Raw genomic sequence first — 15,719 nt, 5'->3', positions numbered from 1 at the left:
TGAATGACTTTAAAGGCGCACTTGATGAAAAACTTTGCCAAATCATGCGAAAGTAGAAATTGCGATGTTTCACAATAGCGCGGGAAAACTACAAATGTAGCGGGGCATGCGGAGGTAACGAGATGCGCGATTCGCTTTCACCCCGGGAACGAGAAGTCTTCGACGCGGTTTTCAAGAACCCGGATGCTACGGTTTCGGAAGTGATTGCGGATATCGACGGAGCGCCCAGCGCGTCGGCCGTGCGAACGATGCTTAAGCGCCTGGTCGGCAAGCAATTGATCAGCGAAACCCGCCGCGATGAATATATCAGCTACCGCGTACGTCTGAATTGCGCGGAGATCGTCGACGACTGCCTCCACCGTCTGACCGACGTTCTGTTTGCCGGATCTCGCACGGCGGCGGTCAACGCGCTTCTCGAGATGGACGGCCCGCTGACGGATGGCGAATGGCGCGAGATCGAGAGCCTGATCGAGAACCTTCGCCAGTCCGGGAACGCATCGTGACGCGCAGCTGCGTGATGGCAGCGGTGCTGGCTTCTACCGCACTGGCACCGTTTGCGGCTTCGGCGCAGGAGGCCGCGCCAGGTGCACCGCCCGCCGCTGGTGATGAGGTCAAGGCGACCGGGACGGGCACCTTCCCGGCGGCGTTCTTTGCGCCATTCGCGCCGCGCAACGCGCTCGACATGGTCTTGCGCGTGCCGGGCTTCACGCTGAGGCTGGGCAATGCCGACAGTCGCGGATTTGCGCAGGCGGCGGGAAATGTCGTGATCAACGGCAAACGACCGAGTTCCAAGTCGGATCCGCTCGTCGATGTCCTCGAACGGATACCGGCGAACCGCGTGGTGCGGATCGAGATCGGGCCGGGTCAACGATACGGAGCCGACTATGCCGGTGAGGTTCAAGTCGCCAACGTGGTGCTGTCAGCTGAAGATGGCGTTTCGGGAAATGTCGTTGCTGCGTTGGAACGGAACTTTGCCGGGCGGCTCACGGCTTCAGCCGATGGATCGGCCAGCTGGATATCCCGGCGGCACACGCTCGCGCTGGCCGGGAGCTATACCAATGGTCCGTCCGACGAAGTCGGGATCGACCGTCTGTTTCTGCCCGGGGTCGCCGATCCGATATCGGTCAGGCCCAAGACGATTGTCATCGATGAACCGGTGCGGTCGGTTTCGTTCAACTATGCCTTCGACGGAGAAACGCTGGATAGCGCGCATCTCAACCTGCGCTATGCGCGCACCGGTTTCGACTATCTCGAGGACCTGAAAACCGTCGCAGGCCCCACCTCGGCGCGCGACGTGTTCCGGTCCGACTATGTCACCGACGAATTCGAAATCGGCGCGGACGCGACGCTCAAGGCGCTGGGCGGTGCGACCGAATTCGTGGTGCTGCATTCGCGCCGCGACCGTCTGTTCGAAGACCTGTTCGCATTCGACGTGGAATCGGGAGTGGTGGACGGCTTTTCGCAGATCCTCGACGATCGGCTGACAGAAACGATCGGGCGGATCACCCATTCGCGCGCGGTGCTGGGCGGTGCATCCTTGCAGGTCGGGATAGAAGGCGCGCGCAACGTGCTGGACAGCCAGGTGCAGCTCAGCGATCTCGCGAGCGGTGCGGCAATCGACCTGCCTGTCGACGATGTGACGGTAAGCGAAGACCGCGCCGAAGCCTTCGCCACGCTCGGTTTCGGCGTGACCGACAAGCTGCGGATCGAAACCGGGCTGCGGTTCGAACATTCGCGCCTGTCGGTCACCGGCGATGCCGAGGCCGAGCGAACCCTGTCGTTCGTCAAGCCCAACATCTCGCTGTTGTGGGAAGCGCCCGATCAGGTTTCGGTACAGCTGTCGATCGAACGGACGGTTTCGCAACTCGATTTCGACGACTTCGTCAGCTTTGCGGAATTGCGCGACGACCGTATCAACGGCGGCAACGCCGAATTGCGACCGCAGCGCGCCTGGGAGGTCAAGCTCACTGCAGAGCGCCCGATCCTTCGCGACGGAGTGGCGCGGATCACGCTCGAATACGACCGCATTTCCCAGTTGCAGGACCGGGTGCCGGTCGAGGGCGGGTTCGATGCGCCGGGCAATCTCGGTTCGGCCGATCTGTGGGCGGTCGACGCCACGCTCGAACTGCCGCTCGACCGGATCGGTATCGCGGGTGGAAGAATTACGGCGCAGTCATCACTGGTCCTCACCACCGTGCGCGATCCCTACACGCTCGAGCCTCGCCGGTTTTCCGGCGTGCCGATCGCGAGCGTCAGCGTCGGGTTCCGGCGCGACGGGAAACGCACGGCATGGGGGTTCGATCTTAGCGGTAGCAGCGAAAGCACGAGTTTCCGGCGCGACGAGTTCGATATCTCGCTTTCGCGGTTTCCTGATGCGTCGGTGTTCTACCAGATCCGGCCCGACGACAAATCCACGCTGACCTTCAGCCTGTCGAACCTGTTCGATGTTCCAACCGAGCGTCGCCGCGTGTTCTTTTCGCCCGACCGGTCACAGGACAATCCGGTGCTGATCGAAACCAGACGCAACGATTCGCATCTCGTCCCGCGTATCTCCTACAAGCGGAGCTTCTAGGTCATTCCGCGGCGTCACGGCGATTGTAGGCCCGGTTTTCGAGCCGTACCGAAGACACGTCGACCTTCTCCAGCAGGATCGGCAGCGGCACTTCGAGCGAGATCGCGAGGCGCGCGATGTTGCGCAGGTTGGGGACCACAAGCCCCTGTTCGAGACGCCAGACGTAATTGGGGCTCATTCCCGATCGTGCAGCCAGCGTCTTGGTTTCGATGCCGCTGCGTCGGCGCAGCGTCGCCACCCGCTGGCCGAAGGACCAGGCAAGTTCGTCTTGGGGGGAATATCCGGATTGCGACGCCGAGGCATTTGTTACAGCTAGCAAAAGAAATTCGGCAAATTCAAGTTGTTTCTCGAGAAATTGTCGTCGTCTTACGATGAAATGGGCCGCAATTGCGGTCAACATCGCGCGAGTTCGGAAATACTATTGCACTATTCGCAAGATTGAGGGAGGCATACGCAATACAGTCGATGCTCGCCGAATACGATGAGGTGCGATGGCCGGGGTATGATCCGGGCTCCCTTCGGCTCTGTTCGCGGCAAGTCAGCCTACGCAGAGCAAGACGCAGACTATGAGCGGCGCGATGGCCGCGTTCATCGGTGCGATGATGTAGTGCGGTTGTAATCGCGGGCAATTATGGTAATCTTGTGCTCTCTCGCATAGAATCAATACTCGGAGAATTCACTACTTTACCCAAAAACGGAGGTGGGCAATGGAAGAGTCAAGCAGAATCGATGCACGCAAGCAGGCGCTTGCCAAGGCAATTGTCGATCCGGCCTTCCGCAAGAAGCTGCTCGCCGATCCCAAAAGCGTTTTCGGTGAAGTCACGCGGGCCGATGTCGAAGCGATCGCCCGGCTGAAGAAGACACTGCCCGCGCTCGACGATCTGGTCGGTTCGCTGGCGGGCGAGATCCTGTGCGGCGGAGGAGGTGGTTGTCCGGGGCTCGCGTAGGAGCGGGCGATGACGATTACCGCAGCCCCTGACCGCCCGGCGCCGGCGGAGCGGACCGCGACGCTCAAACCGGTCGCTTTCCACCATTTCGGTTCACGCGGCAGGCACTACCTGTTCGATATCGACCGCGTCATTGCGCACGACAGCAATCCGGAAGAGGGTGCGTTGCTCGCGCTCGCCCGCGATGGCGGCCCGCTCTCCCGCGATGGTTTGCTCGAACGTTTTTGCCAGACTGACGCTGCGATCGCGGCGGACCACGCGGCGGAGATGATCGACAGCCTGATCGAGCGGGGCCTGCTGGTCGGGCCAGCCGAGCCGATCGAGCGTGCCCCGATCGCCGACGCATCCGACTACGCGACCTTCATGGTCAACGTGTCGCAGCGTTGCAATCTGACATGTCCCTATTGCTACGTGAACAAGGGGCATTTCGATTACAGCGAGGTGCCGATCCCGAAGATGCCGATGGCGCGGGCCGAAACTATCGTCGACCACATCCACGCGAATTTTCCGGAACTGAGGATTTACGGCTACCACTTCTACGGCGGCGAGCCGTTGCTCAATTTCAAGGCGATCCGCCGGATCGTCGAGCAGGCCGAAGCGAAAGCGCGCGCTACCGGCACCGAGACCGACTATCACATCACCACCAACGGGACGCTGCTGACGGCCGAAATCGCCGATTTCATGGCCGAGCATCGCTTCACAGTCTATTATTCGATCGACAGCGACGAGCAAACGCACGATGAATTGCGCAAGTATATCAACGGCAACGGCAGTTACGCCGATGTCGAGCGCAATCTCAGACTGCTTGTCGAGCGGCCCGGCGTCCACCTGATCGGATCGTCGGTTGTGCGCGAGGCCAACAGTCTCGGCGAGGCGATCGAAAAGCTCGCGGAAACGGGGGCGAGCCAGTGCAAGGCCGAACGCGTGCGGCTGACCGATGACGATCCGCTGGCGCTGGTCGACGATGCCTTCGGCGACTATCTCGACGACATTCGCGATCTGGCCGATCATTACATCGACTATATCGACCGCAGCGAGAAACCGCTCGATTACCGGTTGACCTCGAAGATCCTCCAGCTGCTGACGCACAAGCGGCGCGATTTCTTCTGCCCCGCGGGAGATCGCATGTTCGGTGTCTCGTCGGATGGCGAGCTTTATCCCTGCGCATTGCATGTCGGGCGTCCGCAATCGGTGCTCGGCGATGTCGAGAACGGACCGGATCCTGACAAGGTCGCTGCCTTCCGCGAAAAGTTCAGCGCCGCAGGGCAGGAAGTGTGCCGTGCGTGCTGGAACCGGACGCTGTGCGGCGGAGGCTGTTCGGCAATGGTCGACCGGTTCGGCCACGAGAAATGCGATTCGCTGCGCGCCGAAAGCGAGGCCGCAATCATCGTCTACCGCCATTTCGCCCGGACCAACCCGGTGCAGCTGATCGCGCTGGTTTCGCCCAAGATCGCCCAGTGGGCGGGTGGCGAGCTCGATGACGCTGACTCGCTGACGCCGCGCGAACCGGCGGCGGAATTGCGCAGCTATGTCTGAGGTGGAAACGCTCGATGCGTTGCGGCTCCGCGATACCAGGCTGATTTCGCGCGAGCCGGACGGTCCGCTGCTGTACGATCTGGAGCGCACCTATCTGTTCGAGGTTCCGGACGAGATGTCGGATCGGTTAGGACAGTGGCCGCCAGCCCGCAGCGATCCCGCGCTCGAGAGATGGCTGGCCGACAACGACCTGCTTACCCGGCTGCCGGTGCCTGCCAAGCGCGAGGCGAAGGATGCCCCGCCGCCGCAGGTGACCGATGTTTCGATCGATCTGCCCGGCGCGTGCAACATGGGCTGCACATACTGTTTCGAAAAGCCGAGCAATTCGCGCATCGGGCCGATGTCGGATGCGACGCTGGCGCAGACGGTCGATTTCGCCTTCGCCGCCGCAAAGGGAGCGCCCAAGGTCGTGTTTCACTTCGGTTCGGGCGAGCCGGTGATCCAGTTCGAGCAGCTCAAGGCCCTGACCGCGATGGCGCTCGACCGGGCGGCGCAAGGCGGGCAGGAGGTCGAATTCGAGCTGACCACCAACGCCACGCTGGTGACCGCCGAGATCGCGCGGTTCTTCGCCGCGCATCCGTACAATATCCGGGTCAGTTGCGATGGGCCGGCGGCCATTCACGACCGTTTTCGCCCGATGGCCAACGGGCGCGGGTCGTACCCTCTGGTCGAGCGTGGCCTGAAGCTGCTGCTCGAGGAATTGCCCGAGCGGGTTACCGTGAACAGCGTGTTCTGTTCCGGAACGCGGTTATCGGAGCTGTGGGATTGGGCGCAATCGCTCGGGATCAGGCACTATCACGCGATCAAGGTCGGCGCGGACGAAGAGAGCGACGAACACCTGCGATCCCGCGACCTGGCCGATTTCATCGAAGACTCAGCAGCAATCGCCGACGAGATCTTCACCACGCTCAAGAACGGCGGTCGGCCGATCGACTATCATCCACTGGCCAAGACCGTGCGCCGGATGATGCTGCCGCAGCCGATCACGCGGTTCTGCGGAGTGGCGGGCAGCTATGTCGGGGTAAGGGCCGACGGCGCGATCTATCCGTGCTTCCGGCATCTCGGGCTGGAGGAGTACCGCCTGGGCCATGTGAGTGAGGGCCTCGACGATGAACGGCGTCAGGCGTTCCGCCACGCCGAGGCAGCCGAAGTCGACAATCGCCCGCACTGCAGGGATTGCTGGGCGCGCTACATCTGCGGCGGCGGCTGCTACGCGGATTCGGTGGTGTACGAACAGGATCGCCTCGCCCCGCAGACTGCCCACTGCCCGTACTGGCGCGCCGAGATCGAAGAAGGTATCCGGCTGTACCACCGGCTGCGGAGCGAAGATCCGCTGCTGTGCCTCGCGATGTTCGAAGACGACGTAGATCGCGTTCTCGACGAGGCCGATGCGCGGATCATGCGGCAAGTGCGCACGTTCTGAGGGCTGGCAGTTGCGATCGGCTTCGATGGTGGACGCACTAGGGTTCGAACCTAGGACCCGCTGATTAAGAGTCAGCTGCTCTACCAACTGAGCTATGCGTCCATTCCGATCGAAACATCGGTTTGCCTGTGTTCGGGCGTCGGCATCGACAGCGTCCGAATCAGGCAAGGCGCTGCATATAGCGCGCGGATTGGGGATTGGAAGGGCCTATGCGGCATCGCAATGCGCTTTGCTGTCCAGCACGCCGCGCGGGCTGCGCAGAAGCGTCACCTGCGAATCCAGCGCATCGTGTTCGTGCGGGATGACCGCGACCGTGCCGCGCTCTTCGAGTTGCGCGACCGCCTGAAATGCCTGCGACTGCGAAAGCGGGGTAATCGTGTGCAGTTGGCGCAGAACCGTGGGCTGCCCCTGCGCCTCGCGCACGGCGATCGCATTGGCGACCAGCGCCGCGTTGTCAGGTTCGGCCTGTTGTGCGCCGTCCGCGGTCAGCATTCCGCGCAGCCACTGAGCGATCGCCGCGCGACGAACCATGGTTTCTGCCTTTCGAAGACCGTTGCCTGACGACAGACAGACGCGGGGTGCGGCCGTTGCCGTCAGGACTTTTCGCGCCCAACCAAGTCCGACGGTCGTGACCTGCCGGAATGCGACCCGAACGCGAGTGCTCTTGCGAGCGACCTCCGACATATGGACGGACGTTACGTAAAGGGAAAGTCGCCCACCTGGGTGACCTGTGGTAGTATTCGGACTCGCATGCAGCAGTATTTCGGCAAGATCGAGGCGTTTACGGACATCGGGGATGTCCTGCGATACGCGGCCGATATCTGTCTCGAACAGCAGGTCGTGCGGTACAGTTATCATTTCACTCCGCTGTTCGAGGCTCCCAACTCTCCCGGGACCGCAGTCGTCGCCGAAGGGTTCAGCCGCGAATGGCTTGATCTGTACGAACAGGCCGATTTTCGCGCCAAGGACCCAATTCCGGTGCGGACGCTGCAGCACGGATCGATGCTCTCGTGGCAGGATGCGATCAGCTATGCGCCCAACACCCGGGAAAACGAAGAATATTTCGCGGCGATGGCCGAATTCGGACTGGTGCACGGTTTCGGCCTGCCGCTGTTCGGCCCGCGCGGTCGCGATGCCTATGCATCGTTCGATTTCGGCATGCCGATCACGCAGATCGACGGACACAGGCTCGGCATCGTGCGCAGTGTGCCGCAGGCGGCGCATCAGCGCGTGAGCGTCCTGCTCGATTCGATGGACGACCGCCCCGAACTGTCCGAACGCGAGCGCGAGGTGATGAGCTGGGTCGCGCGCGGGAAGTCGATTTCGGCGATCGCGACCATACTCGACATCGCGCCCGACACGGTGAAGACTTACACCAAGCGGATCTATGCCAAGCTCGACGTGTCCGACCGGGTCGGGGCGACGGTGAAGGCGCTCAAGCTGGGGCTGGTGCAGGTCTGAGAAGTCAACCCGAAAGGCCGCCGCGCGGCGCGTTGCGGTTCCAGCGATTGACCATCAGCAGCGCGCCGATGCAGATCATGTTGGTCAGCATCGACGATCCGCCGTGGCTCATGAACGGCAACGGGATACCGACCACCGGGGCCATGCCCATCACCATCAGCAGGTTGACCGCGACGTAGAAGAATATCGTCGCGACCATGCCTGCGGCCAGCAGGCTGGCGAAGCGATCGCGCGAATCCCGCGCAACCCTCAGCCCCCAGCGCAGGATGATGCTGAACACCGCGATCACGAACAGGCCGCCGATCAGGCCCCATTCCTCGGCCATGGTGGCGAACACGAAATCGGTGTGCGGTTCGGGCAGGTATTGCAGATGGCTTTGAGAGCCTTCGTTGAAGCCCTTGCCGAAGAGGCCGCCCGATCCGATCGCGATCTTCGACTGGGTGATGTGATAGCCTGCGCCAAGCGCGTCGGCTTCGGGATCGAACATCGTCAGCACCCGGCGCTGCTGGTACTCCTTGAGGCCGAAGAAGAACATCAAGGGCGCCGCGACCACACCCGCTGCCCCTCCGGCGATGAACCAGCGCAGCGGCAGGCCTGCGAGCAGCATCACCACGCCTCCGCCGAACCCGATGGCAAGCGCCGTGCCAAGGTCGGGCTGCATCAGCACCAGTCCCATCGGCACCGCGACCAGTGCGCCGGGCAACAGCAGTGCGCGCCAGCCGCCGATCATCCCGACCGGCAGGGTCGAATAGAATTGCGCCAGCGTGACGACGATAACCGGCTTCATCAGCTCGGACGGCTGCAGCACCATGAACCCGAGATCGAGCCAGCGCTGGCTTCCGCCGCGCAGTGCACCCATCGCCTCGACCGCGATCAGCATCACCACCACCGCCATATAGGCCGGATAGGTCAGCGTTCGCACCAGGTCGCGCGGAATCGCTGCGATGACGGTCGCCATGACAAGGAACACGCCGAACCGGAACAGGTGCGAGGCGGCAAACGGCTGCATCGCACCGCCGGCGGCGGAATACAGCACCGCTGCCCCGAATGCGACCAGCATGAACAACGGGATCAGCATGCCCCAAGGCTGACGCGCGATCGGTTCGGGAACGATGGAGTTCATTCGCCTGCCGATTGCGAAACGGGTAAGGGGATCGCCTGCGGTGGCGGTGAGCCCGAGGCGGTTGGATCGGGGCGCGGGGCAATGGCATCTTCGGCAATCGCTTCGGATTGCTGGGCGGCAAGCCGGGCTTCGGCTTCGACCTGGTCGAAGATTTCCTCGTCGCGTCGCGGCGTCGCGATGACGGTTTCGCCGCGCTCGGCGGCATAGGCGGCATAGCGCATTTCGAGCCGCTGCTGCGCGGTGCCGCCCCACTGGGTTTCGAGCGCCTTGAGCGCTTCCAGTCCCTTGGCCGGGTCGAACATGAAGGTCATGACGTCGCGCGCGATCGGATAGGCCGCGCCCGACCCGCCGCCGTGCTCGATGACGACTGCACCGGCATAGCGCGGCTTGTCGGTCGGGGCGAAAAACACGAACAGGCCGTGGTCGCGGTATTTCCACGGGCCCGAACGTCCGTCGGACACGCTCAGCGAGACGACCTGCGCGGTCCCGGTCTTGCCCGCCATCTGGATGTCGGGGAAGGGCAGCCGGCCGCGGCCGGCGGTACCGGGCCCGTTGACCACGTCGCTCATCGCTTGCCGTACGAACTGCACCTGATCGTCGGGAAACTCGACCTGATCGAAACCCTTGGGCGGCGTATTCATCACCAGCCGCGGCATCACGTGCCGTCCAGTCGCGAGACGGGTGCTCATCACCGCCAGTTGCAACGGACTGGTAAGGTAGTAGCCCTGTCCGATCGAGGAGTTCACGGTGTCGAACGGCTGCCAGTCGCGACCGAATTTCTCGACCTTCCAGTCAGGGGTCGGCACGGTGCCGTAGAACTGGCTGGTGACGGGCAGAGGAAATTCCTGACCGAGCCCCATCTCCTTCGCCATCGCTGCGACCTTGTCGAACCCGACCTGCTGCGCGAAGTGATAGAAATAGCTGTCGCAGCTCTGGTAGATCGCCTTCGCCATATCGACGACGCCGTGGTTGCTCCAGCAATTGAAAAAGCGGTTCCCGATCCGGCGCCCGCCGCCGCACACGATGGTTTCTTCGGGCCGCACCCCTGCCTTGAGGAACGCCATGCAATGCATCGGCTTGACGGTCGAGCCGGGGGGGTAGAGCCCCTTCAGCACCTTGTTGCGCAGCGGCACGCGCTGGTCATCGCGCAGCATCGCGTATTCGACGCTGCCGATGCCGTCCGAAAAGCTGTTGGGATCGAAGCTCGGCATGGAGGCCATGCACAGCAGGTCCCCGGTCTTGCAGTCCATCACCACCACCGATCCGCTTTCCAGCCCGATCCGGCGTGCGGCATAATCCTGCAGCGGACCATCGATCGTCAGGCGAACGGGATCGCCCTGGATATCCTCGCGGGTTTCGAGATCGCGCACGATCCGGCCCGATGCGGTGACTTCGACCCGGCGCGCTCCGGGCACGCCGCGCAGGTCCTGTTCGAACTGCTTTTCCAGCCCGTCCTTGCCGATCTTGTAGCCCGGCGTCACCAGCAGCGGATTGCGCTCCTCCTCGTCGTATTCCTCGGCATTGGCCGGACCGACATAGCCGATCAGATGACCGACGCTGCAGCCGGTGGGATAAAAGCGCGAAAAGCCGCGTTGCGGGACTACCCCCTGCATGTCGGGCAGGCGCACGCTGAGCGCGGCGAACTCCTCGTAATCGAGCCCGCTGGCGACCTCGACCGGCTGATATCCGCTGCTTGCCGCGATCTCGGCCTTGAGATCGGCGATGCGACCGGGATTGAGATCGAGCAGCGAGCCGATCTGGTCGATCGTCGCATCCGGATCGGCGAGCCGGCCCGGTATGACATCGACGCGGAAGTCCGCCCGGTTCGAAGCAAGCGGAGCGTCGTTGCGATCGAGGATCCACCCGCGACGCGGCGGAATCAGCGACAGATTGACCCGGTTGCTTTCGGATTCGAGCCGATACTTCTCGTTCTCGGCAATCGCGATGTAGCCCATCCGGATCGCCAGCAGCACGCCGATCCCGCCCTGGATCGAACCGATCACCATGCTGCGGCGATCGAACGTGTTCTTCAGCGTCGACGCGCTGATGACCGGACCGCTTCGCCTCGCGTCGCGTTTGCGACCGAACAGTTTCTTCACCCGATCCTCCGCGAGCGCGCGAGGCGGAACTGGTCGAGCCGCGCGACGACCCGCGCGAGCACGGGATAGATCAGCACCGAAAGTGCGATCTGGGGCATCGCCGCAACCAGCTGGAAGGGGGTTATGGGGGCACCGGAAATGACCATTGCTGCAATGATGTATAGCACGATCGCTAGACCGGCGGTGAACCAGTCCTGCCAGAAACCGCGCCACGGAAACCGGGCCTCGATCGCTTCGAGAGCGATCATGGTGAGCGACCACAGCAGCACCGCGCTGCCAAACGGCTGACCGCTGAACAGGTCGTCGAACGCGCCGAGCGGGACCCCGACCCACAGCGGCAGCAGGCCGGGCCGCATGATCCGCCATCCGAGCAGGAACAGGAATGCGACCGGCGGCACCATCGGCATGACGTCGGCGAGAAACAGCACCGGGAGCAGCGAACCCAGCATGATCGTGACATAGGGCACGGTGAGCGCCCGCCACGGCGACTGGGCGCGGTTGATCCGGCTGCCGTAGCGGTCGGCACGCGCGGAAGGATTGATCCGCTCCATCAATCGCCGACCTCGGTTTCGATCGGGGTCTGCGCCGCTTGCACCGCCGTCGGCTCGTAGATCGGTTCGACCGACACGAAATCGGTCGCCGATGGATCCGCGATCAGTCGCCCGACCGCGCCGTCGCTGGTGATTTCGCTGACGATCGCGACTGCCATTCCGGGACGATAATAGCCTCCCGCGCCGCTGGTTACGAACAGATCGCCTTCCTTGAGCGGGTTCATGCCGAGATTGATCAGTCGGATACGCAGCAACCCGTCGCCGCGCCCTTCGGCGAAGGCGACGACTTCGTCCTTGGCGCGGCGGACCGGGAGCACGCTCTCGCTGTCGGTCAGCAACAGAACGCGCGACGATCCGCGCGCGACTTCCAGGATCCGGCCGACCACGCCGCGCGGCGAATGGACCGGCATGCCGACCCGGACGCCGTCTTCGAACCCGACCCCGATATAGGCGAACCGGCGACTGCTCGAAGCGCTCGATCCCACCAGCCGCGCGACCGCGACGGGTTTTGCCTCGCCCTCGGCAAGGTTGAGCAGCGCCTTCAGCCGTTCGTTCTCCTGCTTGACCGATTCCGCCTCGGCAAGCCGGATGCGCGCGATCTCGACCTCTTCCCGCAGCGCCGCATTCTGGCTGCCCGCGCGCCAGTATCCCGCCAGCGTATCGAGCAGCCCCTTTGTTTCGGTGCGGACGGCGGCGGCGCCTTCGCCGGCCGGCGTCACCGCATCGCGTGCGCCACCACGAAGCGGGGCGAACGAGGAAGGCTGCCAGAGCGACAGCGCCAGCAACCCGGCCCCGAGCAGCGCTCCGAGCGTCGCCAGCAGGTACCCGGTGAAGACCGAATACTGGGCCTTCTTGGAATAGCTCGATCGACGCGATGAGGGCGGCGCCATGGCCGATTACTTCCTTCCGTCTAGCTCCGCCAAAAGCGCATCAGGCGGTCATCAGCACGCCGCGATAGATCGGATCCTCCATCGCGCGGCCGGTGCCGATAGCGACGCAGGTGAGCGGATCTTCGGCGATCGAGACCGGCAGGCCGGTTTCTTCGCGCAGATGCTCGTCGAGCCGCCGGATCAGGGCGCCGCCGCCGGTCAGCACGATCCCCTGGTCGACGATATCGGCGGCCAGTTCGGGCGCCGTATTCTCGAGCGCGATGCGCACCCCTTCGACGATCGCGCCGATCGGTTCGGACAGGGCCTCGGCGACATGCGCCTGGTTGATCGTGATTTCCTTGGGCACGCCATTGACGAGGTCGCGACCTTTCAGCGTGATGACTTCGCCGACGCCATCTTCCGGTACCATCGCGGTTCCGTAATCCTTCTTGATCCGTTCGGCGGTGGATTCGCCGATCAGCAGGTTGTGATGGCGCCGGACGTAGGAGACGATCGCCTCGTCCATCTTGTCGCCGCCGGTGCGCACCGACGTGGTGTAGGCGAGACCGCGCAGCGACAGCACCGCAACCTCGGTCGTGCCGCCGCCGATATCGACCACCATCGAACCGACCGGCTCGGTCACCGGCATGTCGGCGCCGATCGCGGCCGCCATCGGTTCGAGGATCAGGTGCACTTCGGACGCGCCCGCGTTCGACGCGGCGTCGCGGATCGCGCGCTTTTCAACCGAGGTCGATCCCGAAGGAACGCAGATCACGATCTCGGGATAGCGGAACAGGTTGCGCTTGCCATGCACCTTGCGGATGAAGTGCTTGATCATTTCTTCCGCGATTTCGATGTCGGCGATCACGCCGTCGCGCAGGGGACGGATGGCCTCGATCGTGTCGGGCGTCTTGCCCATCATCATTTTGGCGTCGTCGCCCACCGCCTTGACGCGCTTGATCCCGTTGATGGTCTCGATTGCAACCACGGATGGTTCGTTGAGGATGATTCCCTGGTCCTGCACGTAGACCAGCGTGTTGGCGGTCCCGAGATCGATCGCCATGTTCTGCGAACCGAACTTGAAGAGATTGGAAAGAAAACTCATTTCTCGATTTTTCCGTGGATGCCGGGCCGTGGCTCGCAGACCCCCTGCGAGTTGCATGACCCGAAAATTACGTGACCTGATGCGCCTAGCGAATTGGTGGCTAAAAGGCCAAAATAATTGTTGACTGGGATGGTGATTATGCGCGGTTACCCTCGAATTTGCGGTGCCTGAAGGCTAGCGTGCGACAAATGCCCGAAAACCTGCCCCGCATCCGCCGACTTCCGACCGATCTGGTCAACCGCATTGCTGCGGGCGAAGTGGTCGAACGGCCTGCTTCCGCGCTCAAGGAGCTGGTCGAGAACGCGATCGATGCTGGTGCGCGGCGAATCGCTGTCGCGCTGACCGACGGCGGGCTGACCCGGCTCGAAGTGACCGACGATGGCTGCGGCATGTCTTCCGAGGATATGGCGCTGGCGCTGGAACGCCACGCCACCTCGAAGCTGCCGAACGACGCTATCGAACTGGTCGAAACTCTCGGCTTTCGCGGCGAAGCCCTGCCGTCGATTGCCAGTGTTGCCAAGGTAAGTATCGAGAGCCGCATTCGCAAGGCCGACAGCGGATGGCGGCGCGTGATCGATCATGGGGAAATGATCGAGGAGGGACCCGCTGCGCTGCCGCCGGGCACGCGCGTGCGGGTCGAGCAACTGTTCGCAAGGGTGCCGGCGCGCCGCAAGTTCCTGCGTACGCCGTGCAGCGAGTACATCGCCTGCCTCGATATCGTGCGCCGCCTCGCGATGGCGCGGCCCGAGATCGCTTTCACCCTGACCAATGGCGCGGAGGGCAAGTCGCGTACCGCGCTGTCGACGCAAGCGGACGAGGGACTGGCGACGCGCGTCTCGCAGATCGTGGCGCGCGAACTCAAGGACAACGCCGTTGCGATTGAGCTGGAGCGCGATACCCCGCACGGTGCGATGCGGCTCACCGGGCTGGCCGGCCTGCCGACCTACAATCGCGGCGTGGCGGACCACCAGTACCTGTTCGTCAACGGTCGCCCGGTGAAGGACCGGCTGCTGACCGGAGCTGTGCGCGGGGCCTATTCGGATATGCTTGCGCGCGACCGGCACGCGGTGCTGGCGCTGTTTCTCGACCTGCCGCCGCTGGATGTCGACGTTAACGTCCACCCGGCCAAGACCGAGGTGCGGTTCCGCGATGCTACGGGCGTGCGTGGGTTCATCGTCTCCGGCCTGCGTCAGGCGCTGGCGACAGGGGATCGGCGAAGCGCACAGGGGCCGGATCGCAAGGCGATGGAAAGGTGGCAGGCGGAACCGGTCCGGGAGGAAGCACCGGCGCTGAGATCGATATTCGAGGGCCGCGACTGGACTGGACCGCAGGCGCGGGTGAGCGAACCGCGCCCCGAATGGAATCCGCCGTCGCAGGATGCGCTGCCAACTGGCCGCGCCGAGGAAGCCGGTCCAATGCCCGAGGAGGCGCAGGACTACCCGCTCGGCATCGCGCGCGGTCAGGTCGCCAACACCTACATCGTTGCCGAAGCGGCGGACGGGCTGGTGCTGGTCGATCAGCACGCGGCGCACGAGCGGCTCGTGCTCGAACGGCTCAAATCGGCAGGGGCTGGGGAAGCGACCCAGCGCTCGCAGGCGCTGCTGGTTCCCGACGTGGTCGAACTGGACGAAGCCGATTGCGACCGGCTCGAAGACGCCGCCGAGGGTCTCGCTCGGTTCGGGCTCGCCATCGAGCGTTTCGGCCCTTCTGCGATGCTGGTGCGCGCGGTCCCCGCCGCCATCGCCAAGGCCGATACGACCAGGCTGCTGCAGGACCTCGCCGACGATATCGCCAAGCACGGCAAGAACGAGGATTCGGGCGCGCTGTTGCTCTCGGAAAAGCTCGAATACGTCCTCGCCACCATGGCCTGCCACGGATCGGTCAGGGCAGGGCGGGTGCTCCGCGTCGACGAGATGAATGCGCTCCTGCGCGAAATGGAAGCCACCCCCCGCTCAGGCCAGTGCAACCACGGCCGCCCGACCTGGGTCAAGCTGAGCATGGACGACGTCGAAAAGCTGTTCGGACGGCATTGA

General features: G+C 63.8%; 14 protein-coding genes and 1 tRNA gene. 7 read left to right on the top strand and 8 right to left on the bottom strand.

What is annotated here, in order from left to right; genetic code table 11:
* The first annotated feature begins 122 nt into the window (after positions 1–122).
* Positions 123–503 carry a BlaI/MecI/CopY family transcriptional regulator gene (locus tag KDC96_RS05240; protein WP_212451266.1) on the top strand — a complete coding sequence of 127 codons (381 nt, stop codon included), beginning with the start codon at positions 123–125 and terminating at the stop codon, positions 501–503.
* Positions 500–2,572 (top strand): TonB-dependent receptor, encoded by a 2,073-nt coding sequence (locus KDC96_RS05235; protein ID WP_212451264.1) that lies wholly within the window; start codon positions 500–502, stop codon positions 2,570–2,572. The genes KDC96_RS05240 and KDC96_RS05235 overlap by 4 nt, the downstream gene beginning before the upstream one ends.
* A gap of 1 nt (position 2,573) precedes the next feature.
* Here the strand turns inward: KDC96_RS05235 and KDC96_RS05230 are convergent, their stop codons facing one another.
* A complete protein-coding gene (locus tag KDC96_RS05230) occupies positions 2,574–2,810 on the bottom strand; it encodes a helix-turn-helix domain-containing protein (protein WP_212451263.1) in 237 nt (78 codons plus the stop codon).
* A gap of 469 nt (positions 2,811–3,279) precedes the next feature.
* Here KDC96_RS05230 and KDC96_RS05225 point away from each other — a divergent pair, with 469 nt between their 5' ends.
* Genes KDC96_RS05225 through KDC96_RS05215 form a run of 3 tightly spaced genes read left to right on the top strand, consistent with a single transcriptional unit; the run spans position 3,280 to position 6,478 of the window.
* On the top strand, positions 3,280–3,519 hold the full coding sequence (locus KDC96_RS05225) for a hypothetical protein (RefSeq protein ID WP_212451260.1): 240 nt from the start codon (positions 3,280–3,282) through the stop codon (positions 3,517–3,519).
* A gap of 9 nt (positions 3,520–3,528) precedes the next feature.
* Positions 3,529–5,055, top strand: a complete 1,527-nt coding sequence (locus tag KDC96_RS05220) for a radical SAM/SPASM domain-containing protein (protein ID WP_212451258.1) — start codon at positions 3,529–3,531, stop codon at positions 5,053–5,055.
* Positions 5,048–6,478: a radical SAM/SPASM domain-containing protein gene (locus KDC96_RS05215; RefSeq protein ID WP_212451256.1), complete on the top strand. Its 1,431-nt coding sequence runs from the start codon at positions 5,048–5,050 to the stop codon at positions 6,476–6,478. The genes KDC96_RS05220 and KDC96_RS05215 overlap by 8 nt, the downstream gene beginning before the upstream one ends.
* A gap of 26 nt (positions 6,479–6,504) precedes the next feature.
* On the opposite strand, the gene KDC96_RS05210 is transcribed toward KDC96_RS05215, so the two are convergent.
* Both KDC96_RS05210 and KDC96_RS05205 read right to left on the bottom strand, forming a co-directional pair.
* Positions 6,505–6,580, bottom strand: a tRNA-Lys gene (locus tag KDC96_RS05210).
* A gap of 105 nt (positions 6,581–6,685) precedes the next feature.
* Positions 6,686–7,009, bottom strand: a complete 324-nt coding sequence (locus KDC96_RS05205; RefSeq protein ID WP_212451254.1) for a hypothetical protein — start codon at positions 7,007–7,009, stop codon at positions 6,686–6,688.
* Positions 7,010–7,228: 219 nt separating this feature from the next.
* Between KDC96_RS05205 and KDC96_RS05200 the strand changes: the two genes are divergently transcribed.
* Positions 7,229–7,939, top strand: coding sequence for a LuxR family transcriptional regulator (locus tag KDC96_RS05200; protein WP_212451252.1), 711 nt, complete (start codon positions 7,229–7,231; stop codon positions 7,937–7,939).
* A 4-nt stretch (positions 7,940–7,943) separates the two neighbouring features.
* Here KDC96_RS05200 and rodA read toward each other — a convergent pair whose 3' ends face one another.
* The 5 genes from rodA to KDC96_RS05175 all read right to left on the bottom strand — a co-directional run bounded on the left by rodA (position 7,944) and on the right by KDC96_RS05175 (position 13,686).
* Positions 7,944–9,062, bottom strand: coding sequence for a rod shape-determining protein RodA (rodA, locus tag KDC96_RS05195; RefSeq protein WP_212451250.1), 1,119 nt, complete (start codon positions 9,060–9,062; stop codon positions 7,944–7,946).
* Complete coding sequence (mrdA, locus tag KDC96_RS05190) at positions 9,059–11,068, bottom strand: penicillin-binding protein 2 (RefSeq protein ID WP_212452430.1); 2,010 nt, start codon at positions 11,066–11,068, stop codon at positions 9,059–9,061. The genes rodA and mrdA overlap by 4 nt, the downstream gene beginning before the upstream one ends.
* An 89-nt stretch (positions 11,069–11,157) precedes the next feature.
* Positions 11,158–11,712, bottom strand: coding sequence for a rod shape-determining protein MreD (gene mreD / locus KDC96_RS05185; RefSeq protein WP_212451248.1), 555 nt, complete (start codon positions 11,710–11,712; stop codon positions 11,158–11,160).
* Positions 11,712–12,602 (bottom strand): rod shape-determining protein MreC, encoded by an 891-nt coding sequence (gene mreC, locus KDC96_RS05180; RefSeq protein WP_212451246.1) that lies wholly within the window; start codon positions 12,600–12,602, stop codon positions 11,712–11,714. Before mreC ends, mreD begins: the two co-directional genes overlap by 1 nt.
* Positions 12,603–12,642: 40 nt before the next feature.
* Complete coding sequence (locus tag KDC96_RS05175) at positions 12,643–13,686, bottom strand: rod shape-determining protein (RefSeq protein WP_212451244.1); 1,044 nt, start codon at positions 13,684–13,686, stop codon at positions 12,643–12,645.
* 200 nt (positions 13,687–13,886) lie between these two features.
* On the opposite strand from KDC96_RS05175, the gene mutL reads away from it, so the two are divergent.
* Positions 13,887–15,719 (top strand): DNA mismatch repair endonuclease MutL, encoded by a 1,833-nt coding sequence (gene mutL, locus KDC96_RS05170; protein ID WP_212452428.1) that lies wholly within the window; start codon positions 13,887–13,889, stop codon positions 15,717–15,719.

The organism is Erythrobacter sp. JK5, from assembly GCF_018205975.1.
Classification (GTDB): Bacteria; Pseudomonadota; Alphaproteobacteria; order Sphingomonadales; family Sphingomonadaceae; genus Erythrobacter.
This window is presented reverse-complemented; position numbering and strand designations above follow the sequence as displayed.

Bases quoted from the DNA above. Each gene is read 5' to 3' on its own strand.
- KDC96_RS05240 (WP_212451266.1), top strand. From the start codon at position 123: ATGCGCGATTCGCTTTCACCCCGGGAACGAGAAGTCTTCGACGCGGTT.
- KDC96_RS05225 (WP_212451260.1), top strand. From the start codon at position 3,280: ATGGAAGAGTCAAGCAGAATCGATGCACGCAAGCAGGCGCTTGCCAAG.
- KDC96_RS05220 (WP_212451258.1), top strand. From the start codon at position 3,529: ATGACGATTACCGCAGCCCCTGACCGCCCGGCGCCGGCGGAGCGGACC.
- KDC96_RS05215 (WP_212451256.1), top strand. From the start codon at position 5,048: ATGTCTGAGGTGGAAACGCTCGATGCGTTGCGGCTCCGCGATACCAGG.
- KDC96_RS05205 (WP_212451254.1), bottom strand. From the start codon at position 7,009: ATGGTTCGTCGCGCGGCGATCGCTCAGTGGCTGCGCGGAATGCTGACC.
- KDC96_RS05200 (WP_212451252.1), top strand. From the start codon at position 7,229: ATGCAGCAGTATTTCGGCAAGATCGAGGCGTTTACGGACATCGGGGAT.
- rodA (WP_212451250.1), bottom strand. From the start codon at position 9,062: ATGAACTCCATCGTTCCCGAACCGATCGCGCGTCAGCCTTGGGGCATG.
- mrdA (WP_212452430.1), bottom strand. From the start codon at position 11,068: ATGGTGATCGGTTCGATCCAGGGCGGGATCGGCGTGCTGCTGGCGATC.
- mreD (WP_212451248.1), bottom strand. From the start codon at position 11,712: ATGGAGCGGATCAATCCTTCCGCGCGTGCCGACCGCTACGGCAGCCGG.
- mreC (WP_212451246.1), bottom strand. From the start codon at position 12,602: ATGGCGCCGCCCTCATCGCGTCGATCGAGCTATTCCAAGAAGGCCCAG.
- KDC96_RS05175 (WP_212451244.1), bottom strand. From the start codon at position 13,686: ATGAGTTTTCTTTCCAATCTCTTCAAGTTCGGTTCGCAGAACATGGCG.